This window comes from Aedoeadaptatus acetigenes (assembly GCF_025566985.1).
GTDB classification, from domain to species: domain Bacteria; phylum Bacillota; class Clostridia; order Tissierellales; family Peptoniphilaceae; genus Aedoeadaptatus; species Aedoeadaptatus acetigenes.
Genome location: NZ_JAOQJD010000012.1, coordinates 12,072 through 38,526, shown reverse-complemented (window position 1 = coordinate 38,526; position 26,455 = coordinate 12,072). Strand labels below are relative to the sequence as shown.

The following is a 26,455-nucleotide window of genomic DNA, read 5'->3' as shown; positions in this document are numbered from 1 at the left end:
GCCCCTCGAAAAAAGGGATGGTTTCATGTTTTCGCAGAGAGACTGCAACCTTTCCATAAAAAAGATTCTCCGGCCATAGTCGAAGAATCTTTTTTGTTGCGCAAAATCAGGCTTGCTTTCCGAGAAAATGTTCTTTTGCAAACTCCATGTCCTGTACCAATTCCATGGTGCCGAGGTATTTGCCGTTCTTGTCCCGCACAGCCATGTATCGAACCAGCATGGTACGCCCTTCTTTTTCCATCCATACTTCCACAGAATCGCGACGTCCGTGTCTGAAATCGTCGATGATCTGACGGACCATGGGCTCGATTTTCGGCGGATGACACGAGAACACCTCGCGGTTCAGCGCCATGAGAGGTCGTTTAAATACCTTCGGCCCTTCGTCGAAGAAGCGATTGATATTGTCTGCATCGACAAAGGTGATCTCCATGGGGATCGTGTTTAATAGGGCGATCAGCTGCTCAATGGTCAAACGGCCGCCCGGCATGAGGATCTCCCCTTCCGAGGCTTCAGCCACAGCCTGCGCCATGTTTTCAGCATCTTCCCACGTCTTTTGTTCTACGCCGAAGCAGGCGGCATAATCTTTGGCATCCCGATAAATGCCGTACCATTCCTCTTGCGTAAAATTAACCGCACAGATGGGAAAGAGAATGTTCTGTTCCTTATAAATCATCTCCTCCGCACGAGTAAGCAGGTTATCCAGGCGGGCATTCCATGCTTCGCCATGTTCTTTTTCCTTCACAAGGGAAGCGAGGCCGTCGCGAATTTCATCGTCGACCGTCCACATGACATCGGAAGGACCGGAGATATCGTAATGAACCTTAAGCAGCGGATAGAGCAGATCGCCTTTCTTGGCGTAATGAATCGAAAGCTCGCGAATTTGCTCAAGTAGCGATTCATCTCTGTGCTCTTTAAATTCAGCGAGCAGCGCCGACAAGGCGTCGTTTTCTTTCTTGAAGGTGTACAGGGGATGCCCCGTGATGGCTTCGAGGGCCGCCGTCTTCGCCTCCTTTTCTTGCTTAACCGCCTGCGCCTTTTTTCTTATGGCCGATGCCTCCACTTCCCTTTCGGCATTGGCGATTTTTTCTTCCGTGGTGGAACCGTGGAACAAAGCCGAGTGCACGTCACACAAGCGCTGCACCTCGCTCAGGGGCGTGCCTTCTTTCAAAAGCGCCTGCTCCGCCTCCATAATCTCCGACGCCTCCACTTCTCCGAATTCGCGAACGAAATCTGCCCTAACATCTTCCAAGGCTTCTCCGTCGCCGAGTCTTTTCAGATATGCCTTCAATTGTTCCCTACGATCCGCGGAAGGGTGGCCTGCATTGTCTTCCTGCCATTGCGTTTTCGAAACCGAAGCCATATCCGGCATATCGCCCACCGGCTCAAATCCATGGCGCATCAACGTGGTCATAACATCAATCATGGAGATGTTCTTCATCTTCGCGCCCTTCGGGATGGTCATCATTTTACCCATGGAATACAGCATGGGCTTTTTCGTTATCTCGGTAAAGCCCAGACCCGCCATAATATCGACCAGTTCCGGGTATTCCTGTGTCAGTTCGAAGACCGTTTTATTTAAATCAAGTTTCTTTGCCATTTCAATAACTCCTTTCATTTCTCTTTTTCTTAATCATAAACGGAAAGGAATCCAATGTATGTTGTTTCAACAACGTTTTTGTATAAATACCTACATCTTCAATCAAAGGCCGGTTCTCATTTTGAGGCAGAATATGTTGAAAAAGTTTCGCCCCGAAATAATAGTTGTCCAATCCCCCGCTAATATAATCCGGATAGAGTAATCGAATTGTTTTCATTTTATTCTCCTCATACACCGGACGATACTTGGGTCCCATTCATCCGTTGAAGTGCTTCGCTCTTTCATCCTCTATGAATCTTAAAGCAGACCGGCGACAGTATCGCCGTGTCGAGTTTCGTCCTTTCTCACGCTTTCAATCACGGGAAATTTTTCCGCAACCGGCGCGTAGTTTTCGGCGGCGTATTCTCCCTTTACAATAAGCGGGTAGAGCCTCTTTTTTCCGATTATCTTATAAAGGATGGGCATGAGGATGGCCAAGGTTTTCTTTGGCTTTAAATTTTCGTTTGTAAGTCCGTGAAACACGGCCGCGTGGTGACCTTCTTCTGCAGCCAGTTTTCGAAAGGTGTCTGCGTCCTTTGTATCTTTCACCACCTCTGCAAGGGCTTGATACATAAGGACCGCATCCAATTCTCCTTGCTGGGATTTTAATAATATTTTCCTATCGTTGTCGCTTCTGCTCATTTCATTTTCCTTTCAATCACATGGATTTGTACCTACTCTAAAAGATACCCTCTTCCTTCATTATAAATATCAACTATCGAAACGTGAATAAGATCCGATGCTACTCTATATCCATCGCTCCTTCGGCATAGAAAAAGGCCTTTAAGATTTAAAACCTTAAGGCCATCCTTTTTCATGCTTCATTTACTATTTTTTTTATTTTCTTTGTTCCTCAATTTTACCGATTTCAAGCAGGAATCTGATTTTAACTTCTCGAAAAGATCTTCGATGTCGTAATTTTTATGAAAAGTTAACGTGGCTTCAATGATTGATTCGTCCTCGATGCCCACGTCAATGATATCGAGTTTTCTCACTTCCACGCCTTTCTCGGAAGTGAAATTCAAAAAGCGGTCTCGGTCGAAATTGGTACTGTTAAATACCATAATATAAGATACTGTCGTTCGCTCATTGAGCGCATCGCTGAATCCCATGAGCAAGATCAAGGTGATCAGGCAAACGACGGTCGCTATAATCGCGCCTTCATAATAGCCGATTCCCACGGCGAGTCCGATGGCGGCAGACAGCCACAAGGTGGCCGCCGTGGTGAGGCCGGATACCCCATCCTTTGTTTGAAGGATGGTCCCGGCACCTAAAAAGCCGATGCCGCTGATCACCTGGGCGGGAAGCCTGAGGGCATCCCATCCATCGCCACCGGATACTTTGCCGACGCCGTCGATGCCGATGAGCATAATCAAGCAAGCACCGACGCTGACAATAATATGGGTTCTGAAACCGGCGGCTTTGTGTTTCGTTTCCCTTTCCATGCCGATAATGGCGCCTAAAAAGGCCGCCAGAATGATTCTGCCTGCCACTAAAAATACATTCATTCCCTGCCTCCTTCTATCCCGCCTCGTACCGATTGAAATCATTTATTTCGAAAAAGCCAATCCTTGCTTGAGATGCGCCGATTTTAATATGTCTTAACATTACCATGATAATAACTTTACATCAAGACGCGGGCATTAAGGCAAGTAACAACAAGTAACAAATTGAAAGTATCCAAAGGCAGGTGGCGGTGAACGTCTGCTATGCCGCATCCTCCTTGGATTGTCCTGCGCCTTTTCCGTGCATGGAACGTTTCCTGAAATTTTACATAAGAATAGCACCTACCCTCGTAGATGCTTTCATAAAACTTGTGCTTTTTAAGACTTCAGCAATTCAATGATTTCATCCTGCGCCTCTCTGCCTTCTCTGAAAAACCGCGCCAAAGGGTAACAGTGGCACATGCCTTTCCCCACAATGATTTCGTAGGGCGCCCGGTATTTTTCCATGGCTTTTTGAAATTCGTCCGCAAAGGCGTAGAGGCATTCATTTTCTCCGTAATAAAAGTATGTTTTCGGGAAGTCCGTAAAATCGCCTACCGTTCCGTCTAACATATATTCAGGCAGGTCTGCATCTCCTTTTGCAATCTCCCTTGCCGTTTTAATATAGGTCGGTTCAATCATAATGTCTTTAGGGTTCAGCGCATTTAGCTTTTCCCATATCTCTCTGTTCTCATGGAGCGTGACATCGGGTATGCCGCCGGGTGAAACTGAAATAATTTTTTCGGGCATGGGAAGGGGTCTGCCCAAGGCATTATTATGTAGAAAGATCCCTAGAGCCAGGCAGGCGCCGGAGGAAAAACCGAGGACACTTAGGTTCTCCGCCTTGTAATTTTCGGTCATCCGCCGATAGGTTTCAAAGGAAACTTCGTATGTCTTATCCACCTTTACATCCTCCGAACAAAGGGGATAAAACAAAAACCAAACATCTTTGCCCGTTTTCTCCATGATTCTTTCCGCCAAAGAAAAATCCAATTTGTCCGGCTGCGTAATCATGCCGCCGCCGAAGAGATAGAGAACCGCACCGTAGGCGGGCATTTGATTTTTTTGGTAAGAAAGCAGCCTGTATCCCATGACCTCTCTGTGGAAGAGGAAATAGTTTTTTCTCTCGGCCCGCTTTTTTGCCTTCTTTAAATCAAAGACCACTTTCGCATTTTCTTTCCTTGCATAGGCGAGCATGTCTTCTTTGTTCTTTAAAAACATCTTTTTGACTCCGAGCAGCCTTACGATGGACGATGCGATCTTATACGTTAAACTCATTTTTCCCTCCTTGAAAACAGCCTTCCATCCGGTTTCCCCCATGCTTTCGGTTTATTCTTTATCCCCTGTAATAAAATAATCGCAACAATCCGCGCCGTTGGCGATGGTGTCTTTTCTGTGAAGCACGCCATGCTGAAGGCCAATCATCACCTCGTCCAGCTCGCAAAACAGGGGCATTAATTCCGCGACGCCGAGCTTTTCGGTGTAGGCACATATGGGGCAGCGGGTGATTCTGTAGTAGCAGGCGCCCTCGTAGGGCTCGCCGACAAAATCAACTTTAAAGGACGTGGGGTAGCGCTTTTCTTTTTCCGGCGTATACCATTTGACATACTTCAGGATGTTTTTCTTATTGGCCGCCTTCCCCCACTTCGTATTGAGGTCGACAAGAGAAAAATACGGGCGGACAAAATAAAGGGATCGACGCATCATCTCCTGCGCGATTTCCGGCGGAATCTTTTTCTCGCTTGCTAAATAAGGAGCGACAAACACGAGGGCAAACAACTCATTGTAGGCCATGGGATTGTACTCGCCCATATCCTCCGCCTCTTCGACAAGCTTTCGATACACTTTTTTGCTTTTTTTGATGATTTCGTCGGCATAGGCTCGGCCGTATGTTTCCGCCAAGACCTTTTTCATCGGATGTCGAAACAGATTAAAATAAAATCGGCGATATTTCATCGAATCTCCTTCATGCCTTTCTTTCAATGCTCTGTTTTGGTCGCTATGAACGCCAGTTGTTCTTTTCTGTCTAAATGGTAATCACACAAAAAACCGACTTTCGTAAGCATATTCGTCAAGTCGTCGGGTGTGTAGACTTTCATGGAAATCTTCCCGGCTAAAATCCTTACATCTTTTCTTTTCATCGACGAGACCTCATTGCATATGAGAAACTTCCCGCCTCTGTTTAACACGCGATAAATCTCTTTAAAGCACGCCTCAATGTCGTTCCAAAAATAAATCGTTTCAAAGGCCGTGACAATAGCCATGGATTCATCCTTAAAGGGAAGGTGCTTTACATCGCCCACGAGAATTTGGCATCGGCCGGACTCGATCGCTTCTTTATTTCTCTCACTCGCCATGTTTACACTGGTCTGCGAGTGGTCCATGCCGTAGACTTTGGCTCCTTGAGTCAAAAAATATTCGATGTTTCGCCCGCCGCCGCAGCCTAAATCCAAGACGGCATCTTCTTTATTGATTTTTATGTAAGACCTTCCCCACTTCGCTAATTTTTCATGGCCTCGATTCATGCTCATTAACATCAATCTGCCGGCAAAGTTGTCTTCCGGTTTTCTGAAATTTTCTAAAAAGCGTCGAAACATAACCGCCTCCTGTTGATACTTATTATCATAGATATTATACCACGTCCCCTTCCGGCGATTTAACAGAAAAAAAGGATTTCAAGATTTCTTGTAAAATCCTAAAATCCATTTTTTCGACAGCTTTATAGTCTGTTATTTTATTTTTAAAGTATCGAAGCCGGATAAGATGCCGTGCAGAATCTGTTTCCTATTTTTTCTTCACATAAATCCCGTCGCTTCGTCGCGGGATTTTTCCACCGGTAGATGATGAAATCCCTATGCTTTTACATCTTTTTCAACTTGTTATACCGATCTCCGCATCCTATACCGAAAAGCATGGACCCGATGATCCATGCGTACTCCGTTTTACCACTGTTAAATGACATCCATATCGAAGCGATAAGCGTAATGAACGCAATCATAGCCAATATCAGCCATACGTTCTTTTCCTCCATTTTGCCTCCTTAAGCAACTTCCCTTTGTACGAGTAAAAATCACCTCTCTGTGTCGCCCAAATATTTCTCCAGGAGAACCAGATTGACATCGGGGATCCCGTTAAACACAGTAGGCACCATATCTATTTCTTCAAAATCAAGCTTCTTGTACATCTTCCGCGCCACCAGATTTCGTTCATTTGTGTCCATGCGAAGCGCGCAACATCCGTGATCCAATGCATAGCTTTCATAGAAATCGACAAACTGCTTTCCGAGTCCCAGTCCGCTCGCTTTCGGAGAAATCGTCAGCGTGTGCAGAACCCATACCTTCTCGGCATCTACCTCGTGCCGCCATTTGGCCTTTGCGTAGACATCCACCTGAAGCTGATTGATGATCGCGGAGCCCAAAATAGCGCCGTCTTTTTCGATCACAAACAAATCTTCTCGACGAAGCGCGTCTTCTGCCGTCGCCCTTGTCGGGTACACGCCACGAATCCATCCCACCGTGATCGCCCCATCCTCTTGCAATTGGATGATTTCATTATAAATCGTCACCACCGCATCGAGATCGGAAGAAACTGCCTTTCGAATCATTCCATCGCCCCTTTCAACATTTTTTTCGTCGATTCAGGCTTGTCCGGCTCATAAAACTGAAAATCGTTTGTTATTTAATAATAATCCCATAGACTCCAATTACAGTTAGGATAATTCCAATAATCAATTCTACCAATCCAACTCTCTCGGCATATCGTTTTGTTTTCCTTCCTGCTTTATAAGCTTCTTCAAAACCGTTGATTAGATTGTATTTCTCTTGAAAATAAATCTTATATCCAAATACTGTAAATGCAACACCGAGCGTCATTAGTATAATTTTTAATATCAACATTTTACCGACCCCTAAATCATTACTTCATCCTCTCATGCCTGCTTTCATACAGATTGGCTTTATTTTGGACGAAAATCAATCTGTTGGAAAAAAACTCCGGCGATGTGCCTGTCTCCGGTGTCATACTCAAAATCCCTTGATTTCGAGGCCTTCCTATTCCGTGTAGCACTTCTCCCGTGACATTAAACATAAACACTCCACATGAAACGAGTGGTCAGGATGGATAAAAAGCCCATTTTTACATTTTCGTAAACATATCAGCGGCTTTTAGCAGTTTCGAGTATTGAAAAACATATCATTAGGATTTTTAGCAGTCTCATTCTATTTGATTTGCAAATAGAATAATAATTTTAACGATCTATTCCATTTTCAGTTGATTTCCAACAGTGACTCGATTCTCCAATCCTAGTTTTTCAGCATTACACCCCTCTTCTACATCCATACTTTCGCATATTTTCTTCTCGAGTCGGGCTTTTTTATCATTTCGTTTTCTCTAGTTCCAATACCTTTTCTAAACACTTGTCTGCATTTATATTTATTTGATTCTCTCCAAAACTATATTTAACACTAGAATCTATGACCGTAATATCTGGCTTTGTTTTTTCAAGATCATTAATGCTTCCCTTTCCTGTCACTCCCATTTGTTTTGGAAAACGCATGACAAAACCTGATTTAGGTAATGATATTTGGAAGGGATCAGTCCCAATTCCATCGCCCCCTGTTGTAGTCCCGATTAATGTTGCAATGTTTGTTTCTTTCATAAAGCTAGCTAACATTTCAGCAGATGAAAAAACTTTTTCATCTACTAAGAGATATATCTTTCCTCCAAATTTAACGGATTCATTATTAGGATTAACTACTCTTTCATGATTCGTATAAAAACTAAAGTCTTTTAGGTAGTTGATTGTTTTCTCCGGAAAATTAAAACCTCCTAGTGTGTTGGCATTAAGCCTTTTATATCCTTCATATCTTCTAACCTTTTTGAAGAGTGGACCATCCTTAATAAATGTATATTCTAAATTCCTAACTTCTTCATTTACAATGAGAGGTAGCAAAAACTCTTCCCAATATTGAGAATCTCCACCGCCATTGCCACGAATATCTATAACTAAGGCTCCATAATTTTCAACTAACTGCAAGTACGACTCAATCTTTTCTTTATCTTTTTTAAATTCTATACTTTGCAGATCATAACCAATCATATTAGGAATGGAGATAAGTGCAATTTTACCTGGTATTAAATCTTGGCAATTAGCATTTGTTGATAGAATCTCAAAATCTTGTCCGTGATATTCAGACAACTTGTCTCGAATTAATTCATTGGTAATGCCATATCGATTTTGAACGATGTTATTCTCATATAAGTCTGCAAAATCTGAGCGAAAATCTACTCTATGAGCATCTCTGTATGTTAAGTATTGATATATTCCCTCGTTTACTCCTATTAAATTCACATGGTAATTATGTAGGTCTTTCAATATCTGATTAAATCGCTTATAGAAATCCTCATCTGTTTTAGCTTGAGCAATATAGTCTTGATAATCATTTTTATTTGCTAAAAAATCAACACCGAAAAGTTCTCTGTTCACATCAAAATAAGGATAGTAATCTTCTAAAACATCCCAAGCATAATTGAAGTCATAGACATAATCATCAGAATCTAATTTTTCATTCTCTTTTAAGGGAGGAAAGTCAAAAATAGGTTTTGATGAAAATTTATAGCTGTTAATTAAACAGAAGGTTACCACTGAACTTATTAACAAAATCACTATGGTAAAAATTATGATTTTACGCTTTTTATTTATTTTCATGAATGTACCTCCTATTGGATTCTGAAATTAATAATAGTATGGTTTTCCGGCGGTAAAGTGGATGTTCAAAAATCCAATTTCATCAATAACAACATGACCCGCTTCATTTTCTAAGGCTTCTGCATTAACACATTCTGTTGATTGCTTCGGGACTAGTCCCTTGACAATAATGCCACCGTCTCGTAATGACTTGAGTGATCAGTATGAATAAAATTTCATATTTCTGAAAAGCCTTGTCTGCGGGATCAGATCCATAACGAATCAATCAAGTTATTCATTAGAAGTCTAAACTTTCCTTGTTTAACAAAAAGTCAAATAAATTCATCGTCAGTATCCCGTGCTTGTCTAAAAACGGTTTGACCCGGTCGTTTACAATGATGATTTTTTTAAATGAATCGTCGATCGTCAACAAGGATGCTTTTTCTTGATTCATTTTTTCTACAGAGGGAAGGCGATATGCCGATTGAATGTAATATCTCTTGCTTCCCAGATTGGCGATAAAATCAACTTCCAGCTGTTTCTTTATATCTTTATTATTCTTATCCTTTTCCCTCTTCACCACCATGCCGACATCCACCATATACCCTCGATATCTCAGCTCGTTATAAATAATATTCTCCATAAGGTGGGTCGGTTCGATCTGTCTAAAATTTAATCTTGCATTCCGAAGCCCCACATCTTCAAAATATAATTTATAAGGCGTTCCGATGTACTTTTTCCCCTTAACATCATACCTGTACACCCTTTTCAGCATAAAGGAGTCTTCAAAATAGCCGATAAATTTATCGATCGTATTGGCGGATATTTTTGATTTCTTAATCGACGAAAAGGTGGATGCCAGCTTTGTCGGATTGGTCAGCGTTGCAGTGCCCGATGCCAAGATATTGAGCAAATCTTCCAGCTCGGCCGTTAAGCGAATGTCATACCTGTGAACAATATCTCGCAAATAGACATTTTCGAGTTGTCCCTTGAGGTAATTCATCTTATCTTCTTCCGTCTTCATCAAGGCTTGGGCCGGCAAACCGCCATAGACTTGATAGTCGGTAAAGGCATCTTCTTTATCGCCATCATAAGTTTGAAGAAATTCAGAAAAGACCAGAGGCATGACATGGATTTCGTCGCCCCTACCTGCAAATTCAGTGATGACATCTTTAGATAAGAATTTAGAATTACTCCCGGTAACATAAACATCAAAATTATCTTGACGTAAAAAGCCGTTTAATACTTGTTCAAAGGACGCCAACAATTGCACTTCGTCCAAGAGGATATAAAACTTCTCGCCGCCCTTTGTTTTACTCATGATATAGTCTAAAAACTTTTTAGGATCGACCAATCTTTCCCCGCTCAGCACGTCCAGATCCATGAGATCTTCGCCGATTTTCAACAGATCTCTTCCGGAGTCAAAGGCAAATTTTATAATATGATTTTCATCGACGCCGCTTTCAAGTAAGTGATTGTAAAACAGATGATTGAGTAAGTAGGATTTCCCGCTCCTCCTGATTCCTGTGATTATTTTAATCAATCCGTTATCTTTTTTTCGTATTAATTTCTCTAAATAATAATCCCGCTTTATCTCCATAAGTCCTTCCCCCTTTCTATTTAAAATTATTTCCAAAGCGGACCTTAATTTAAGTATAGGAGATGCCCCCGGTAAATTCAATCCTATTTCGAAATAATTCCATAGCGGAACTATTTTGAAATTCACTTCCGCGAATAGGGCGAAGCATTTCAACTACTCGCTTATCTGTTCTTTACTTCCGGTACTTCCGTTTTCTATAATCAATCTCCCTCTCGTTATTTCCTTTCAATACTTCTCTCTATTTTCAAAACTGCCGGCATAAAAAAGACTTTCTGGATTATACCGTAACCCCGAAAGCCTTATAAGCTATTTATTTAATTTTCAGAAGACGAGAATCACATCCGCCATCAAATCTTGCCAATCGAATCGCCCCGGCGGGCGCTTCTCTTGGAGATTCTTGGCATGATCAAGACATTATCTTCTTACAAGAAGGGCAATGGCCTCAGCATGAAACGAGTGAACACTAAGTATGTCATGAAGTCTTGTCTGAATGTGGAAACATATCCACATGCTTTTTAACGATAGAATAAGGTTATCGTTAAAAGGCATTACCTCGACAAACCGGGAGTTGTCATCAAACCCGGACTTCTGTTGTTCGTCTTTTCAACACAAGAAAGCTTATGACGCAAATACTAATATACGCTATAACAAACAATACAACATGATCAATGCTGATAGGGTATGGGGCAATCCACCCTTGTTTAAAAAATGCGATAGAAATTGCACCCGTAACCATAGAAAGAGGCATGAACAAGAACCCGCTGAGATTAAGCCAGTTGACAGCAAAAGGCGGCCTTGCTACAGAGAGTAACCGCCCTACAAAGTATCCGGCAATTCCAACGGCCTGAATAATCATTGAACCCCATACGGTATACATGGTTTGCGTTTCATGCCAGCCTGCAAAAGCACTAAATAACCCAATCGCAACAAATGCTGTTGATGCGATATATAGTATCTTGCTTTTTAGTTCAGAGCTTTTCTGCTCTTTATCTGCAACCGGTTCAATTCCTTTTAGAATATAATCGGTTGTAACTCCGAAGTAATCGCTCATGGTAATTATTTTTTCTAAATACGGCAAGCTTTGTTCGCTTTCCCATTTTGAAACTGCCTGCCGAGATACTCCTATCTTGCCTACAAGTTCCTCCTGTGAAATTCCTTTTGTTTTTCTCAAATACCGTATTCTGTCTGCCATGTTCATAACGCACCCTCCTTTCTTTTATGGTTTAGTTATATCAAACCAATCGATTTCATGGCTACCAAGCCACCTTGGAAATATGTCAACCAACAGTTGCAATGCTGTTTTTTTATTAAGCCAATATAAACAACCTATTCTACAAATTCTAATTTGTCTTCGTTTTAAAAATCCCATTATATAATTCCATAAACTCTTTAGTAAACTTTGAGACAAATTCATGATCAAGTTCAGTGGCAAGGGTTTCTTAATTTTACTTAGTTCTTGACATCAATACTACACTCTCGCCATGCTACGAGACTTGGAAGAAGCGATCAAGCCCACCAACACCTGCTCCTACCGTCGCGCCTTTATCTACAAAACCTATTGATTTTATAAGGTCGATCATCTTTATTTTGTTTCACTCATCATTTTTTGATTCGGCTATTTTGCATGATATTTATCGTGTAGCTGCAAAGAAGTATTTAAAAATTGTGTCCATATACTTGACTATGTTGCGCCTTTCTTTCTAATTTTGAGCAAAGAAAAAATAGTAAACCGATTTGATTTACTGTTCTTATGGTATCTCTTATGAAATTATTAAATTGTTTATGCAATTCTAAATTTATCTTCCTAAAAAGCCAACAAACAAAGCTTGAATTGTAGCTATAATTGGTACAAGAAAAAATGGAACTAATAAAAAATGTTCTCGAATTGCCAAATGTTTCATCCAATTATTAAACTCATAATCTTTGTGTCCCTCTGTTCCCGGAATAACTATCTTTTCTTTATATTTTCCTTGAAATAAGAGACAATCCAATAACAAAAAATCTCCTATATTTAATATACTCCACTGAATGTATCCCATCCAAAATATATTCCAAAAGCCAACGATTCCTGAATGTAAAATGCTTATTGTTGAATAAATAAAACAAACTCCCACAATAATGATAGTAAGTGTCATGTTTATCTTTTTCTCTTGCTTTGTCATTTGTTTCGGAGCTATTTTTTGGATAGCCTTTGGATAAGAATCCAAAAAGAATCTTGGATTAATAAGTACCAAAGAAGCCACTGCACCGTTAAAAATAGCTGCTATAGCAATTCCGACAAGAATTGCCTGTATTAAATCCATAAAATCATCTCCCTTTTGCTTTTAAATTCATATTACTTTATAAATAATAATTTAATATTACTTTTTATGTGCAATCATCACACCAATCGGTGCAAGACCTCCATATACCAATTTCATTTCAACTACTGAAAACCCATAATCATGGGTAAAATCTTCAAATTTCTTTTTATCCCATTCTTGATACATCTTAAATCCTAAAATAGACATCAAACTTTTTATCATTTTTCTTTGCTTTCCCTCTTTCCATAGAAAAGTAGGGGCAAACAAAATCCCATTCGGTTTTAACACCCTATAGATTTCTTTCATCGCCTCATCCGGTTTAGGCATAATATGAAGTGCATTAGCAATTAACACACAATCAAATTTTTCATGGGAATAGGGTAATGCTGTTGCATCGGCTGTTTCAAATGTAAGATTTTCGTATTCCCCACGCTTTTTAGCTTCCTGAATCATTTGCTCGGAGAAGTCTGTACCGATCCAACTTTTCGTATGCTTTGAAAGACTAAACGATAATTGTCCTGAGCCACAAGCGAGTTCAAGCACCTCCATGTCTTTATTCAAATGAGGACAAATGTATTCGCATACTTTATCATATACTCCTTTGTCTTTTTTCATGAAAGGAGCATATAGCTTAGCAAATTTATCCCAAAATTTTTCATTTCTTTTATCAATCATTTCAACTCTCCTTTAAATATAATAAGGATCCTATTAATCTTTATATTGAGCCTATTTTCTAATTGATACCTCGTAAGAGAGGAATAATAGCTGTTCCTATACCAAGTAGAAATGTCATAAATGCTGAGAGTCATAGGCTGTCATTCTTTTCTATTCAATCATTTTGAAGTGTCTCAAAGCATCCATGATGGCTTCTTCTTTTTCAGGTGTACACTGTGGAATAATTTGTTTCTCCTTTTTAGACTTGTTGTAATGTTCTCGTAATTCTATTCCACATGTCCTTTTTATCTGTGCAATATATAATGTCGGAACTTTTAATTCAAATTTATTCCAAACATATTCTTTGATTTGAGCATATGTTGCCTTACTTTCAGCACTGGTCAAATCAAGCTCATCCAGCTCAATTTCAACGTCTATATGCTTATCGACATCGAGTTTGGACAAAAGCGCAATGGCCTCAGCCGTCGAATCTTGCCAATCGAATCACCCCGGCGGGCGCTTTTCTTGGAGATTCTCGGCATGATCAAGACCTTATCCTTTTACAAGAAGCGCAATGGCCTCCACATGAAACGAGTGAACACTAAGTATGTCTTGTTGACCTGTTCGTATGTGGAAACTTATCAATGAACCTTTTAACGATAGGTAGAAACTATCGTTAAAAGGTTTCAGATAGACAGACTGGGATTTTTTAAGCTTTAGTTATCGGAATCCAAAGTTCCATTTTATAGTCTTTGCTATTCATATCACCTTCATAATAATATTCAAAGTCAGGTTTTCCTGAATGGACATAACCATGCTCAGGGAAGAAAACTTCCATCGCATATTTCCATCCGTTATGAATACAATCCGGAACAGATCCTATTAATTCTACAACAGCATAATCTGCTTCTTCCACTTCCAAAATATCTAAACCCATGCTTCTTGCTTTATCCACATCATTAACAATATAGCCGGCCATATAGTTAATTGTATTAGCTTCTAAGGCATCATGGTTATCAAGGGTTAATATATCGTGGCAAACCCCAACAGATTCTCCTGTCCCTAATTTTGACATCTCTTCATGGCTAACCCTAGAAAATAATTTTCCCCATATACTTGAACATAATGATGAATTGATGTTTTGTTCATTTACACCTGCAACCGTAAATGCTTTTTTCTTTTGAATTGTAATGTTCATGCTTCTTCCTCCTTTTACAATTAATGCTAATTGCACTCGTGAAACTAATTTGAACGGTTTACCGTTTCTTACCTCAGAAGGAGTAAATCCATGAAAATTCTTAAAAGCTGTCCCAAACGAATCCGACGACTCATATCCGAATTTTAAAGCAAGATCTATAATCTTTTCATCCGTATCTCTTAAGATAACGGCAGCTTCTGTTAATCTTCTGCTTCTTAAATATTCTGAAAGCGTTGTTTCGGTCAGAATAGAAAACAAGCGACTAAACATCGAATACGAATATCCGGATAGCTGTGCTACTTTCTTTTCGTCAATTTCATCATCAAGAACTGTTTCAAGATAATCAATCGTATTGTTAAACGACTTGATAATATTCATTTCGATTCCTCCCTTTCTTTCGGTTAATTTTAGTATAGAGGAAGATTTCTTTTCCTACCCTAAAATATCTGTACAAGTTTTATAGGTTTTATCTCTTATAAACTTATACTTTGCTAGACTTAATAAACAGGGATTCATAAATTACTATCTAACCATGTTTTTAGTTCATCAAAACTGTAATCTCCTTTTAACGCTATTCCATCTTTAATAATTGAATTCTTACATTCCTTTTTGTAATCTTCAATCATTCTCCCAAAACCACCTCCGCCATGCGTGCAAAACGGAATAATTGTCTTTCCACTTAAATCAACCGTTCTTAAAAACGATAGCACGGGTGGGGCAAAAGTTTTAAGCCAATTAGGAGAACCAATAAAAACCACCTCCGCATTTTCAATAGTTTCTGCCCCTTGAATAAGAGGTGGGCAATATCCTTTTTCAATTTCTTCTCTCACTTCTTTTACAGCTGTATTATATGAGAATGAATAAGGCTTTTGTGGCTTCAGCTCTCTCAAATCTCCATCAGTAATCAATGCGATATCTTCTGCTAATCTTCTTGTTGTTCCTGAATATGAATAATATACAACTAAAGGACTCATTATAATTACCTCCTTAATTCAACCTAATTACTGTTATATCGTTTTTATTATATGATAAGTAGCCTGATATTATCTATCCTGTTCACTCCCCCTAAAATATACATAGTGTCTACACACCCTGCAATAATCTACACTTGAAATGTTCCCGCAGGGTATTTTTCAAATAGAAAAATGGCTTTTAGGATTTTCTTAAAGATCCTAAAAGCCATTGATTTCAACAGTCTTATAACATCTTATCTTATCTTATCTTATTTTCTTGACATCAAACATACAGCCTCCACATGCGTTGTCTTTTGCTTGGGAACATAATTTTTTATCCTCGTCATTCTTGTAGGAACACAATTTATTAATGTCATTGTCTTTGGCATTTTTTCTTTTATCTTTAAAGTTATTTGAATCTTGACTATCTTTAACTCCTGTTTTGAAATAGAATGTTAGGTCATATGGATGGACTGTTCCGTCTTTGTCAATTCTGCCCACCACAACTTTATGAACTATGCTTTCAAATACTGTTCTACTAAATTCCTCTATAATTTCTTTGTTTTCTAAGACCTTTTTAAATTGCTTTAGTCTTTCTTTAATAGAGTTTTCATCTTTGATAGTTAGCTCTAGTGTTTTCTTTTCATCAAGTAATTCTTCTTTTTGTTTTGTAAGTTTTTTATATTTTTTAGCATAAACTTCTTCGTCTATACTATCTTCTAAATGAAGATCAACTAACTTTCTTTCTTGACTAATGATTCTGTTTAATTGGTTTTCTAACTTTTTCAAATCTTTGACTAAAGTATTATCATTTATTTCTTCTTCTACAATTTTTAAAAAGTCATCTATTACTGTTGAATCTGCATGGCATAATTGCCTATAGCTTTCAACAAAAGCTTTTTCTATTGCTGCTTCTTGTATTCCTTTTGAATGAGGGCAATATTTTTTACCTTTTTTAGTTGACTTTACACATTGCCAGTTAATTTTTTTATAAATTGAACTAGTGTGCCATGTTCTTCTTGAAAGTATTTCACCACAAAATCCACATTCAAGCATACTTGAAAAAGCATATTGCCTTGATAGTTTCTCTCTTTTTCTATCCTTATTAGCAATGGTGTTTCTATTTTGTGCCCTCCTAAGTCTAATCTCTTGTGCCTTTTCAAAATCTTCTTTTGATATAATTGGCTCGTGATGATTTTCAATGTGATATTTATCAGATTCACCAAAGTTTGCTAGTCTTCTTTTTGTTATGGGATCAACTGTGAAGGTCTTTCCCATTAGTATATCGCCAATATACTTTTCATTCTTAATTATTCCTAACACTGTAGTATCAGACCATTTTGTTTTACCTCTAGGGGTGAGGTATCCTTGTTCTTCTAGTTCCCTACCAATAACTGACCCTCCATTGCCCTCTAAATATCTTTTAAAGATGTATCTGACAATTTTAGCTTCTTCTTCATTTATAGAGATGCTTTTTGTTATAGGGTCATAATCATATCCAAGGCAACCTTGAAAGCCAATAAGCTCCCCTTTTTCCATTTTCATTTTCAGTCCTTTTTTCACATGGGCTGAGGTATTTTCTACTTCTTGTTGAGCTACTGAACTTAATATTGTTAGTAATAGCTCTCCATCCATTGTCAAAGTATCTATATTTTCTTCTTCAAATACTACACCAACGTTATTTTCCTTTAGAAGCCTTACATATTTCAAAGTATCTAATGTGTTTCTAGCAAATCTTGATATAGATTTAGTAATTATCATGTCTATATCTCCATTTTGACAATCACTAATTAGTCTCATGAAATCAGCTCTTTTAGTTGCAGTTGTTCCTGTTGTTGCTTCATCTGCATATATACCAGCCAAAGTCCAGTTTTTATTATTTTTTATTAGATTTGTATAATAATCAACTTGCGATTTATATGATTCAAGTTGGTCTTTACTATCAGTGCTAACTCGGCAATATGCTGCAACTCGTTTTAATTCTAAATCTAGTGCATTTCTATTTCTAGCTCCTGTATTTGAAGCTTTTATTAATTTTACTTTAGTATTCATTTTACCTCCTTCCCATTTTGTATCTTTCTACAGTGTTATTATATCACAAGATTAACTACTTTCTATTCATCTTCTTATAATCATTTTCTATTCTATTTTTTATTTTTGTGTATTCCTTATCATTAATTAATTTAAGATCATAAAGTCTACATAACATTGCAAGTCTTATACTATAAATCTTTATTGCTTGCATTTTAACCTCCTATATAAGTTGATTTTTTTACCTTGATAAGTGGATTAAATCTGAAATGTGCTAATTCCACATAAGCAACTTCAAGAATATTGGCACTTCAAAGTATTTTTGTTTTTATAGCAAGATGACAAAATACCCCTCACTTTATAAAGTGAAATTTGCCCTCTTTGGTAACCAGAATTTTTATTTTTCTATAATATTTTTGAGTTTCAATGATTAATTTAAGCATAAAAAAATGAGGACTTATGCTACTAGACATAAATCCTCTAATCTAAATTTTCCTGTTCAAAGACTTTAATATTTCTTTCTATCAATTATTTAATTTCCACGATTCCGCCTTAGCTTTTGCATTTATAAGGTCAGAATAAAGTCCATTATTTTTAATCAGTTCTTCGTGATTTCCACGTTCTACTATTTCTCCATCTTTTAAGACTAAAATCTGGTCAGCATTTCTAATTGTCTTTAACCTATGAGCAATCATTATTACTGTCTTATTCTTTGTTAATGATTCTATTGCTTCTTTAAGCTTATCTTCATTTTCTGGATCTATGCTTGCTGTGGCTTCATCAAAGATTATGATGTCCGCATCTTTTAGCATAGCTCTGGCTATGGAGATTCTTTGTTTTTCTCCACCAGATAGGCTTGCTCCACCTTCCCCAATAATAGTGTCATATCCTTCTGGTAAAGCTTCTATAAATTCATGGCACCTCGCCTTCTTTGCAGCTTCTACAACCTCTTCATGGCTTGCATTTTGTTTTCCAAATTTTATATTGTTTTCAATAGTGTCTTCGAAGAGATAGACGTCTTGAAATACCATGGAAATTGAATTCATAAGGTTTTCTATCTTATAATCCTTAATATTCTTTCCACCAATTAAAATTTCTCCAGAATTTACATCCCAAAATCTCGCTATTAGATTACAAAATGTTGTTTTACCAGATCCAGATGGACCAACTATGGCAGTCATGGTATTTTCTTTTATCTCTGCTGATACATTTTTTAAAATTGGTCTATCATCATAAGAAAAGCTTACATTTTTAAAGACTATATCATGATTTTTTATAGGCTCTGCAATACTACCTTCTCTCATATCAGGCATAGAGTCGATAAAACCTACAGAATCTATGGCATTTTCGCAAGCTCTTAGGATTGCCATGTTTGATCCTGCCCCGATTAAGCCTTCAAAGATAATAAATGATGCCATAATCATAAGAATTGTTTCAGCAAGTGGAAGTTCACCAGATAAATTTAATTTTAATGATACATAGACCATAGCTACTGTTGTTATTCCCATTACAATTCTTTGGATAACTGTGTAAGGTGCTACAGATATTTCTAAATCTAAAAGTATATTTGATGTATCTTTTATAGACTTTCTTAAAGCTCTGTTATTTTCTCCACCAAGATTATAGGATTTTATAACCTGCATTCCTTGTAAAGTTGCTAATACTTCTTTTGTAAGTCTTGTTTGTGTTTCTGTCATTTTGTCTGCATTAGCTGATGATTTTTTCTCCATCATTGATGTAACGATGAAAAATACTACCACACCTGCTACAGCAACCAGTCCTACCTTTACGTTAAAAATTAAAGTTCCAAGAACAAAGACTAAAGTATTTAAAACTCCACCAAGTACAAGAACCAAAAGCATAGGCACCCACATTTCTGCTTGGGAAAGTGAAGATGTAGCAATAGTAGTTAATCTTCCAAGTGAAAAGCTTGAAAAGAAACCCATAGGAACTCTTTTTATTTTTTCTCCTATTTCTATCCTCTTATGAGCTGCCATAAAATATCCAGCGTGTGTTTGTGCCATTTGTGATGATTTTTGTGTCATTATCTTTCCAGCAAGGGATATAACTAATATTCCAAGACAAACAAAGATAGCCTTATAATCTAAAGTTTTAGAAAATATATTTACTAGCATATAGTAAATTGCACCAAACTCAAGGGCATTAAATACTGCGTGCAAAAATCCAGCGAGAATAGATTTCTTAATATATACCTGTTCTTCTTTTGAAAAATTCCATATCTTTTTAAACACATTAAGCATTTTCATCACCCCTTAAATTTGCAGCATACATTTCCTTATAAAGTTCTGATGACTTTAATAGTTCTTCATGAGTACCATAAGAATTTAATTTGCCATCTTTAATAACAAATATCCTATCTGCATCAACAATTGTCTTTAGCCTATGAGCGATTATGATTAAAGTTTTACCCTTAACCAGATTTGCCAAGGCGTTTTGTATGAGAGCTTCATTTTCAGGATCTATATAAGAAGTTGCTTCATCTAAAATTACGATTGGTGCATTCTTTAGCATGGCACGAGCAATAGATATTCTTTGTCTTTCTCCTCCAGATAGATGACCTCCACCTTCGCCAACTCTTGTATCATAACCATTAGATAGATTCATAATAAAATCATGGCAGGCAGATTTTTTACATACATCTATAATTTCTTCGTCAGAGGCATTCTTATTTCCAAGCCTAATATTTTCCTTTATAGTCATATCAAATAGGAAATTGTCTTGGGATACAAAAGAAATAAGTGAAGACAAGTTTTCGAGCGACACATCTTTTGTTTCTACTCCGCCAATTTTAATAGATCCACTATCTACATTCCAAAATCCAGCAATGAGTTTTGCTATAGTAGATTTACCTGATCCAGAAGGTCCAACGAGGGCTGAAACAGAAGATTCTTTTATTTCCATAGAAAGATTATCAATGACTTTCTTTTTTCCATCGTAAGAAAAGTCGACGTCTTGAAGTTCTATATTATAGGATTCTATTTTTTCTCCCTTGTCAATATTTTCTAACTCTCTTGAATCTAAAATTTTTCCTATTTCAGAAGTTATAGTTGATATTCTTGACATATCATCCATATAGTTCATGATTTTTAAAATGCTAGAAACCGTAGCAAAGGATAAGACGATTAAGGTAATTAAATTTCCTAAATCAATACTTCCATTTATATAAAATAAAATCCCAAAGGGTATGATTGTAATAATTCCCATAGGAGAAAGTAATCTACCTATGGCAACCCTATTCATAGATTCACCCATCCAGTTATAATAAAAGCTTGCATTGTCATAAACTGCATCAGCGTATTTTTTATAAGATGATTCGCTTTGATTAAAGGTCTTTATTACTTCAATCCCATTTATATACTCGACAATAGAATTATTCATATGTTGACCAATGGCAACTGACTTTCCAAACATTTCTTTATAATGAGCATTCATAACAGACATCATGGTAGCCATTCCCACCACAAATGGAATTAGTGATAGCAAGGTCAATCGCCAATCTAAGGTAAACATATAAATAAATAATAGAACAGGTCCTACTAAGTTTGCAGTAAATTCTGGCACTAAGTGGGCAAGGGATGTTTCCATAGAATCAACTTGCTCAACAATTATATTTTTAAATTCCCCTGAAGATCTTGATAATACATCTCCCAATGGCATCTTAAATAATTTTTTGGAAATATCATTTCTTATTTCTCCTAATGAATTAAAGGTTGCCGTATGGGAAATACTTGTTGATATTCCTGCTGCCACTTCTTTAATAACAAATGTTATTAAAATATTTATGCATAGTGGAGTGTATAAGCTCATATCCCTTATGCCATTAATCAAATTCACAATAATTTTCGCCATAAAAATATAGGAAAAAAGACCAGCCACTACTCCAATTATTGCCAGTAAGATTGACATAAAATATGGGCCTTTTCTCTTTTTTACATATTGTTTTATTAGATCCATCAAATCCCCTCCTTAATAAATCCTCGTAATAATAAGATAGGTCTATCCATTCACTACTTTATAGATAGACCTGCCTTAAATTCAATTTATTAACCTATTCTCATTTAGCTTTTACACTATAAATATTGAAAAATTGTGGTGTACTTGTAAAGTCATATCCATCAATTTTGTCATTTCTATATAAAATCATTTCTTTTGAATAAGAAAGAGGCAAATCCATAGCGTTTTCGTTTGAATATACTATAGCTTTTTGTATATTGTCTTTAATCTCCCCTTCATCTGTAGAAGTGGAAGCCTTCTTTATTGCGTCAATATATATATTGGAATCTGAAAGTGCTTTTAATGGCATTAAATGTGGATCCATTTCAGTTACTGATTCTTGTAAGAACTTGTGAGGTTCAGTATAAGAACCCTCTGTATTCCATGTTGTCAAATGGAATTCTCCCTTTATACCATCTGTCCACCATGACATTTGATCTTTTTCAACTATGTCAACATCTATACCTACTTCTTTTAATTGCGTCTTTATTGCAAGTGCAGTTTCCTTAGCAAGTACTAAATCTGACCAGTAAACATATTGAAGCTTTAATGGACTTCCGTCCTTTTCTCTTATTCCTGTATCTTTATTAAGTTTCCAACCCGCTTCATCTAGCAAGCTATTTGCCTTTTCAGGAGCATAACTATAATTAGTTGGATAATTTGCATCACAATAAGCCACATTTTTAGGGAATAAAGTTTCAGCTACATCTTCATATGAGTATGTTAAACTGTCGACAATGTCTTTTTTGTTAATTGCATAATTAATTGCTTGGCGAACTTTTAAATCTTCTAATTCTTTTTTACTTGGATTTAAAATTAGATTCTTAGTCAAAGTCCTATTTTTATTGACTTCTCCAGTAACATCCTTAATTTCAGAACCTTTTTTGAAGTCATCATAATTTATTAAATCTGCTCCATAAATTAAATCTATTTCCCCTTTATTTAAGGCTTGAAGTCTTGAGGAAGCATCGGGAATATATTTGACAATAACTTCATCATAGTAAGGTTTTTCCCCATGATAATTTTCATTTCTAACAAATTTTGTATATTCTCCAGATTTAAATTCTTCATATACATAAGGACCTGTTCCTATATTTTCGGTAAATGTCTCAAAGTTTCCCTCAGTAAATGACTTTGGAGATGGCATCCCCAATACATTTTGGAAACAAAAGCCATTTATATAAAATTTAGACGGATTTTCATAATGAACAGCAATCGTATTATCATCAATAACTTCTGTTGATTTTATCTCTGCAACAGCCCTAATGCCTGCAAAGTTAGGATTAGACTTATCAAAGTCTAATATTTTTTTCACTGCATCAGCATTAAAATCTTCACCATCTGAAAACTTTACCCCTTCCTTTAATTTAAAGATTAAAGTTTTGTCATCATCTTTATATTCAAAGCTTTCAGCAAGTTTTGGTACAATTTCACCGTTTTCATAAGCTACTAGGGTTTCGTAAATTAAACCACAAGCCATATTATTTTCCTTATTCATTGTTAAAGTCGTAAGGTTTGTCAGTTCTTTAGCAGTACATAAGGTTAAAACCTTCTTGCTTTCATCTTTTGTGTTTTCACTTGCTACATTTGAATTTTCTTGAGCTTTTTCTTGATTCTTTTGGCAACCTCCTAGTAAAATTGAAAAACTAAATACAAGTGCCAATAAAACCATCATATTTTTTCTAAGTTTGATCATTTCTATCTCCTTTGCAATTTTCCTTCTCTCAATATTTTTCCTTTCTTTATCTCTATGATATAATCTGAAATCTGTTTTGCTTGATTTATATCATGAGTGATAAAAATATAAGAAATACTATGCTTAGATTGATAATAAAAAAGTAAATTTAGTACTTTTTCAATCGTCAATAAGTCAAGCCCAGCCGTAACCTCATCTAGTATTAAAAAATCAGGATTAACCATAAGGGCTCTTATGAGCGACAATCTTCTTTGCTCGCCTCCAGATAGTTGGTGAACGGGCACATCTAATATTTCCTTTTTTAAATGTAAATCCTCGCAAAATAATAACACCTTTTCCTTTCTTTCCTTTTTCGACAAGTTTGTTAAATTAATAAGCCCTTCTTCCAAATTTTTAAAAGTGCTTATACCAGGATTTAAAGTACCAGATGTATCCTGGAAAACAGACTGGATATTTTTTCTATATTTTCTTATTTTTTTTAATTTTAATTTTGAGATATCTACAGAATCATAGAGTATAGATCCTTCATCTATTCTTTCTAATCCTATTAATGCTTTTGCAATGGTGCTTTTACCAGATCCGCTTTCACCAATTAAACTTAAGTTATCTCCCCTTTTAAGTGAAAAGGAAATTTGATCTAGAGCTTTAAATGTCCCCTTTACTGTTTCAAAAGAAAGACTAACGTTACTCATAGCTATTTCGTCCACTCCCATTCACCTCCAGAATCTAATATCTTCTGACTACATTCAACAAATTTTCTTGTCCATTCCTCTTTAGGACTTTCAAATATATCTTTACTACTCCCCTTTTCTATAACACACCCATTTTCTATCACATAGATGCAGTCGCTATATTTTTTAAGAATTTCGGCATCGTGTGTTATTAATAAAATTCCTTTGCCTTTGAAATTTGCTTTAATCAATTCAAAAAATAATGATGAGTTATAATTATCTAAGGCTGATGTTGGTTCATCAGCAATTATATAATCAGTATTTAGCCCCATAGAAATTGCTAATATCACACGCTGAATCATGCCTCCTGAAAGTTCAGTTGGATATGAATCTAAAACTCTTTCATATTCAAGATTTACGCTTTTGAGCTTATCTTTTGCTATACTTAATGCTTCTGATTTATCTATATTAAGATTAGCAATATAAATTTCAATCATTTGACTTTTTATTTTTTTCCTTTTGTCAAAAGAAATCATGGGAAGTTGAGGAATAAAAGCGATATTTCTATTGTTGATATTGATACTATCTTTTTCAAATATATCGAAATCATCTATAGTAATATTCCCAGAACTTACTTTCAAGTCCTCTGATAAAATCCCGAGTATTGCGTTTATTAATGTAGTCTTCCCAGCACCACTTGGACCAGTGAGACCAATAATTTTCGCCATAGGAATACTAAGGGAAATATTATTTAAAAGACTGTTTCCTTTTTTATCTGTAACTTGTAATTGATTAACCAAAATCATATCTTCACCTTCTATTTGCTTCTTTTGCAATAATATTAAATGACATTGTAGTAATAAAAACTGCAAAAATTGGGTAAATTATGAGTTCTGGCTTAATAAATATTGAATCTCTTGCTTCTAAAATCATAGAACCCCACTCCACAACATTTTCTCCAAGTCCAATTCCTATAAATGAAAAACCAGTAATTGCTAAAATCATATCCGCACAAGACAAGCAAATATAATGAACTAAGTCCAATGATATATTGGGTAGTATATGAACTAGAACTAGCCTAGTCTTTGAAGCACCAAGTGAAATCATACAGGTGCAATAAGCCTTATCGTATTCAATATTTATTTGAGTTCTAACAAGCCTTAAAAATCTCAAAATATATGAAACAACCAAAGCAATTAATGTAGTTTTTATTCCATTTCCCCAAGATGCTATAAATATGATTAAATAAGCAATTGGTGGTATAGCCGTTACAGCATTAATAATCGAATCTACTATTACATTCTTTTTCATGGTAACCTTTGATGTAAGAGTTCCTAAAAGCAAACCTAAAGTAAAAACAATAATTGATGCAGTCATAACCATAAATAATGTAGTTTTTCCCCCGTACAGTATTCTCGATAAAACACACCTGCCCATGCTATCATTTCCCAAAGGATACTTAGAACTTGGATTTGCAAATCTAATGGGAAGATTAACTTCTAAGGGATCATTAGGGGCAAAAAAACTTCCAAAGAACATAAATAAAATCACTAGGAAAGCAAATACTGTCCTTTTATTTATTTTCATTAATCTCCCCTTTCCTTTATCAAAAGATCGTTTATCAAATCGGATGTTATATTAGCAATGGCAATAAATAAGGCTAAAAAGAAAACCAAACCATGAATCATCGTTGCATCACGATTTATTACAGAATTTACAATCAAATATCCAAATCCTGGAATAGAAAAAACTCCCTCCACTATTGCCACATTTGCAATCATAAGCCCAATGCTCTGAAAGAAATTTGGGATTAACTTTACTATCGAGTTTGGCAATATATGTTTCACGAACAAAGTAAATTCCTTTAGACCATTAGCTCTAAAAAACATAATATAATATTCGCCATTTTCTTTATCTAAAGCGTCTTTAAATAGTGGATAATAAAAAGAAGCCCCAAATATCCCTAAAGTTATTGCAGGAAGTAGATAGTTTGTAATGCCAATATTACCTGCTACTGATAGCAAATCCCACTTTACTGCAAATATATCAAGTAAGATAATAGCAATATAAAAGCTAGGAATTGAAACACCAATAAGGCATAAAAGATTTATAAGCTTATTGATTATCTTGCTCTTCCATAAGAAAGTAATACATCCCAAAGATAATACTAAAATTACCTGCAATATTGCGGAAAAGAAAACAACAGATAAAGTTTTTGGCAAAGCCAACATTATATTATCCCAGACTGGTTTACCATTGCTTAAAGACTGTCCTAAGTCTAGAGAAAAAAGATTTTTAATCCAGTTAAAATATTGCTTATATACAGGTTTGTCAAAACCAAATCTTATTCTTACTTCTTCAATTTGCTCAGGTGATGGACTTCCGATATGTCTTTTAGCATATGCAGTGGCTGGATCGACGGGAGATAATTTCATTAAAACAAATGATAATACACTAACAATTAATAATGTCATTATTAGCTCATAAAGTTTTTTTAAAAATGTCTTTTTTGTATTCATTTTTATACCA

Annotated in this window: 25 protein-coding genes and 1 pseudogene; all 26 read right to left on the bottom strand. The window is 36.4% G+C overall.

All coding sequences use genetic code 11. The annotated features are described in order from the left end of the window. Positions 1–106: 106 nt before the first annotated feature. The gene (locus OCV31_RS07495) at positions 107–1,597 is read right to left on the bottom strand and encodes a DUF438 domain-containing protein (protein ID WP_148473961.1); all 1,491 of its coding nucleotides are present in this window, start codon (positions 1,595–1,597) and stop codon (positions 107–109) included. Position 1,598: 1 nt separating this feature from the next. Next, positions 1,599–1,814 (bottom strand): hypothetical protein, encoded by a 216-nt coding sequence (locus OCV31_RS07490; RefSeq protein ID WP_267303873.1) that lies wholly within the window; start codon positions 1,812–1,814, stop codon positions 1,599–1,601. Between the two features lie 80 nt (positions 1,815–1,894). Next, positions 1,895–2,278 carry a ferritin family protein gene (locus OCV31_RS07485; protein WP_148473959.1) on the bottom strand — a complete coding sequence of 128 codons (384 nt, stop codon included), beginning with the start codon at positions 2,276–2,278 and terminating at the stop codon, positions 1,895–1,897. 179 nt (positions 2,279–2,457) lie between these two features. Beyond that, entirely contained in the window at positions 2,458–3,144 is a 687-nt protein-coding gene (locus OCV31_RS07480; protein ID WP_148473957.1) for an MgtC/SapB family protein, read from the bottom strand. A gap of 315 nt (positions 3,145–3,459) precedes the next feature. Further along, positions 3,460–4,398 (bottom strand): alpha/beta hydrolase, encoded by a 939-nt coding sequence (locus OCV31_RS07475; RefSeq protein WP_148473955.1) that lies wholly within the window; start codon positions 4,396–4,398, stop codon positions 3,460–3,462. Between the two features lie 51 nt (positions 4,399–4,449). After that, positions 4,450–5,076, bottom strand: a complete 627-nt coding sequence (locus OCV31_RS07470) for an L-2-amino-thiazoline-4-carboxylic acid hydrolase (RefSeq protein WP_148473953.1) — start codon at positions 5,074–5,076, stop codon at positions 4,450–4,452. Positions 5,077–5,099: 23 nt separating this feature from the next. After that, positions 5,100–5,717, bottom strand: a complete 618-nt coding sequence (locus tag OCV31_RS07465) for a class I SAM-dependent methyltransferase (protein WP_148473951.1) — start codon at positions 5,715–5,717, stop codon at positions 5,100–5,102. Between the two features lie 473 nt (positions 5,718–6,190). Beyond that, complete coding sequence (locus tag OCV31_RS07460) at positions 6,191–6,724, bottom strand: GNAT family N-acetyltransferase (RefSeq protein ID WP_148473949.1); 534 nt, start codon at positions 6,722–6,724, stop codon at positions 6,191–6,193. 70 nt (positions 6,725–6,794) lie between these two features. Beyond that, positions 6,795–7,016, bottom strand: a complete 222-nt coding sequence (locus OCV31_RS07455; protein ID WP_148473947.1) for a DUF3784 domain-containing protein — start codon at positions 7,014–7,016, stop codon at positions 6,795–6,797. 479 nt (positions 7,017–7,495) lie between these two features. Next, positions 7,496–8,827 carry a S41 family peptidase gene (locus OCV31_RS07450; RefSeq protein WP_148473945.1) on the bottom strand — a complete coding sequence of 444 codons (1,332 nt, stop codon included), beginning with the start codon at positions 8,825–8,827 and terminating at the stop codon, positions 7,496–7,498. 277 nt (positions 8,828–9,104) lie between these two features. After that, on the bottom strand, positions 9,105–10,532 hold the full coding sequence (locus OCV31_RS07445; protein ID WP_267303872.1) for an ATP-binding protein: 1,428 nt from the start codon (positions 10,530–10,532) through the stop codon (positions 9,105–9,107). A gap of 448 nt (positions 10,533–10,980) precedes the next feature. After that, on the bottom strand, positions 10,981–11,604 hold the full coding sequence (locus OCV31_RS07440; protein ID WP_148473943.1) for a helix-turn-helix domain-containing protein: 624 nt from the start codon (positions 11,602–11,604) through the stop codon (positions 10,981–10,983). Between the two features lie 598 nt (positions 11,605–12,202). Continuing rightward, positions 12,203–12,709 (bottom strand): hypothetical protein, encoded by a 507-nt coding sequence (locus tag OCV31_RS07435; RefSeq protein ID WP_148473941.1) that lies wholly within the window; start codon positions 12,707–12,709, stop codon positions 12,203–12,205. A gap of 57 nt (positions 12,710–12,766) precedes the next feature. Next, the gene (locus OCV31_RS07430) at positions 12,767–13,384 is read right to left on the bottom strand and encodes a class I SAM-dependent methyltransferase (protein ID WP_148473939.1); all 618 of its coding nucleotides are present in this window, start codon (positions 13,382–13,384) and stop codon (positions 12,767–12,769) included. 150 nt (positions 13,385–13,534) lie between these two features. After that, positions 13,535–13,843 (bottom strand): annotated as a pseudogene (locus OCV31_RS07425) (23S rRNA (uracil(1939)-C(5))-methyltransferase RlmD); the annotation flags it as partial. Between the two features lie 229 nt (positions 13,844–14,072). Further along, complete coding sequence (locus OCV31_RS07420; protein ID WP_148473935.1) at positions 14,073–14,939, bottom strand: AraC family transcriptional regulator; 867 nt, start codon at positions 14,937–14,939, stop codon at positions 14,073–14,075. A 134-nt stretch (positions 14,940–15,073) separates the two neighbouring features. Next, complete coding sequence (locus OCV31_RS07415) at positions 15,074–15,535, bottom strand: flavodoxin (protein ID WP_148473933.1); 462 nt, start codon at positions 15,533–15,535, stop codon at positions 15,074–15,076. Positions 15,536–15,778: 243 nt separating this feature from the next. Then, positions 15,779–17,566, bottom strand: coding sequence for a recombinase family protein (locus tag OCV31_RS07410; protein ID WP_148473931.1), 1,788 nt, complete (start codon positions 17,564–17,566; stop codon positions 15,779–15,781). 55 nt (positions 17,567–17,621) lie between these two features. Further along, positions 17,622–17,759: a hypothetical protein gene (locus tag OCV31_RS07405; RefSeq protein WP_173655978.1), complete on the bottom strand. Its 138-nt coding sequence runs from the start codon at positions 17,757–17,759 to the stop codon at positions 17,622–17,624. A gap of 310 nt (positions 17,760–18,069) precedes the next feature. After that, positions 18,070–19,806: an ABC transporter ATP-binding protein gene (locus tag OCV31_RS07400; RefSeq protein ID WP_148473929.1), complete on the bottom strand. Its 1,737-nt coding sequence runs from the start codon at positions 19,804–19,806 to the stop codon at positions 18,070–18,072. After that, positions 19,799–21,520 (bottom strand): ABC transporter ATP-binding protein, encoded by a 1,722-nt coding sequence (locus tag OCV31_RS07395; RefSeq protein ID WP_148473926.1) that lies wholly within the window; start codon positions 21,518–21,520, stop codon positions 19,799–19,801. Before OCV31_RS07395 ends, OCV31_RS07400 begins: the two co-directional genes overlap by 8 nt. A 100-nt stretch (positions 21,521–21,620) precedes the next feature. Then, a complete protein-coding gene (locus tag OCV31_RS07390) occupies positions 21,621–23,255 on the bottom strand; it encodes an ABC transporter substrate-binding protein (RefSeq protein ID WP_148473924.1) in 1,635 nt (544 codons plus the stop codon). A 2-nt stretch (positions 23,256–23,257) separates the two neighbouring features. Next, positions 23,258–23,968, bottom strand: a complete 711-nt coding sequence (locus OCV31_RS07385) for an ATP-binding cassette domain-containing protein (RefSeq protein ID WP_019117947.1) — start codon at positions 23,966–23,968, stop codon at positions 23,258–23,260. After that, positions 23,950–24,762, bottom strand: a complete 813-nt coding sequence (locus tag OCV31_RS07380) for an ATP-binding cassette domain-containing protein (protein ID WP_267303870.1) — start codon at positions 24,760–24,762, stop codon at positions 23,950–23,952. Before OCV31_RS07380 ends, OCV31_RS07385 begins: the two co-directional genes overlap by 19 nt. Next, positions 24,737–25,513, bottom strand: coding sequence for an ABC transporter permease (locus tag OCV31_RS07375; protein WP_004167043.1), 777 nt, complete (start codon positions 25,511–25,513; stop codon positions 24,737–24,739). The genes OCV31_RS07380 and OCV31_RS07375 overlap by 26 nt, the downstream gene beginning before the upstream one ends. After that, positions 25,513–26,445 carry an ABC transporter permease gene (locus tag OCV31_RS07370; protein WP_148473920.1) on the bottom strand — a complete coding sequence of 311 codons (933 nt, stop codon included), beginning with the start codon at positions 26,443–26,445 and terminating at the stop codon, positions 25,513–25,515. Before OCV31_RS07370 ends, OCV31_RS07375 begins: the two co-directional genes overlap by 1 nt. Positions 26,446–26,455 lie beyond the last annotated feature (10 nt).

Bases quoted from the DNA above. Each gene is read 5' to 3' on its own strand.
- OCV31_RS07495 (WP_148473961.1), bottom strand. From the start codon at position 1,597: ATGGCAAAGAAACTTGATTTAAATAAAACGGTCTTCGAACTGACACAG.
- OCV31_RS07490 (WP_267303873.1), bottom strand. From the start codon at position 1,814: ATGAAAACAATTCGATTACTCTATCCGGATTATATTAGCGGGGGATTG.
- OCV31_RS07485 (WP_148473959.1), bottom strand. From the start codon at position 2,278: ATGAGCAGAAGCGACAACGATAGGAAAATATTATTAAAATCCCAGCAA.
- OCV31_RS07480 (WP_148473957.1), bottom strand. From the start codon at position 3,144: ATGAATGTATTTTTAGTGGCAGGCAGAATCATTCTGGCGGCCTTTTTA.
- OCV31_RS07475 (WP_148473955.1), bottom strand. From the start codon at position 4,398: ATGAGTTTAACGTATAAGATCGCATCGTCCATCGTAAGGCTGCTCGGA.
- OCV31_RS07470 (WP_148473953.1), bottom strand. From the start codon at position 5,076: ATGAAATATCGCCGATTTTATTTTAATCTGTTTCGACATCCGATGAAA.
- OCV31_RS07465 (WP_148473951.1), bottom strand. From the start codon at position 5,717: ATGTTTCGACGCTTTTTAGAAAATTTCAGAAAACCGGAAGACAACTTT.
- OCV31_RS07460 (WP_148473949.1), bottom strand. From the start codon at position 6,724: ATGATTCGAAAGGCAGTTTCTTCCGATCTCGATGCGGTGGTGACGATT.
- OCV31_RS07455 (WP_148473947.1), bottom strand. From the start codon at position 7,016: ATGTTGATATTAAAAATTATACTAATGACGCTCGGTGTTGCATTTACA.
- OCV31_RS07450 (WP_148473945.1), bottom strand. From the start codon at position 8,827: ATGAAAATAAATAAAAAGCGTAAAATCATAATTTTTACCATAGTGATT.
- OCV31_RS07440 (WP_148473943.1), bottom strand. From the start codon at position 11,604: ATGAACATGGCAGACAGAATACGGTATTTGAGAAAAACAAAAGGAATT.
- OCV31_RS07435 (WP_148473941.1), bottom strand. From the start codon at position 12,709: ATGGATTTAATACAGGCAATTCTTGTCGGAATTGCTATAGCAGCTATT.
- OCV31_RS07430 (WP_148473939.1), bottom strand. From the start codon at position 13,384: ATGATTGATAAAAGAAATGAAAAATTTTGGGATAAATTTGCTAAGCTA.
- OCV31_RS07420 (WP_148473935.1), bottom strand. From the start codon at position 14,939: ATGAATATTATCAAGTCGTTTAACAATACGATTGATTATCTTGAAACA.
- OCV31_RS07415 (WP_148473933.1), bottom strand. From the start codon at position 15,535: ATGAGTCCTTTAGTTGTATATTATTCATATTCAGGAACAACAAGAAGA.
- OCV31_RS07410 (WP_148473931.1), bottom strand. From the start codon at position 17,566: ATGAATACTAAAGTAAAATTAATAAAAGCTTCAAATACAGGAGCTAGA.
- OCV31_RS07405 (WP_173655978.1), bottom strand. From the start codon at position 17,759: ATGCAAGCAATAAAGATTTATAGTATAAGACTTGCAATGTTATGTAGA.
- OCV31_RS07400 (WP_148473929.1), bottom strand. From the start codon at position 19,806: ATGCTTAATGTGTTTAAAAAGATATGGAATTTTTCAAAAGAAGAACAG.
- OCV31_RS07395 (WP_148473926.1), bottom strand. From the start codon at position 21,520: ATGGATCTAATAAAACAATATGTAAAAAAGAGAAAAGGCCCATATTTT.
- OCV31_RS07390 (WP_148473924.1), bottom strand. From the start codon at position 23,255: ATGATCAAACTTAGAAAAAATATGATGGTTTTATTGGCACTTGTATTT.
- OCV31_RS07385 (WP_019117947.1), bottom strand. From the start codon at position 23,968: ATGGGAGTGGACGAAATAGCTATGAGTAACGTTAGTCTTTCTTTTGAA.
- OCV31_RS07375 (WP_004167043.1), bottom strand. From the start codon at position 25,513: ATGAAAATAAATAAAAGGACAGTATTTGCTTTCCTAGTGATTTTATTT.
- OCV31_RS07370 (WP_148473920.1), bottom strand. From the start codon at position 26,445: ATGAATACAAAAAAGACATTTTTAAAAAAACTTTATGAGCTAATAATG.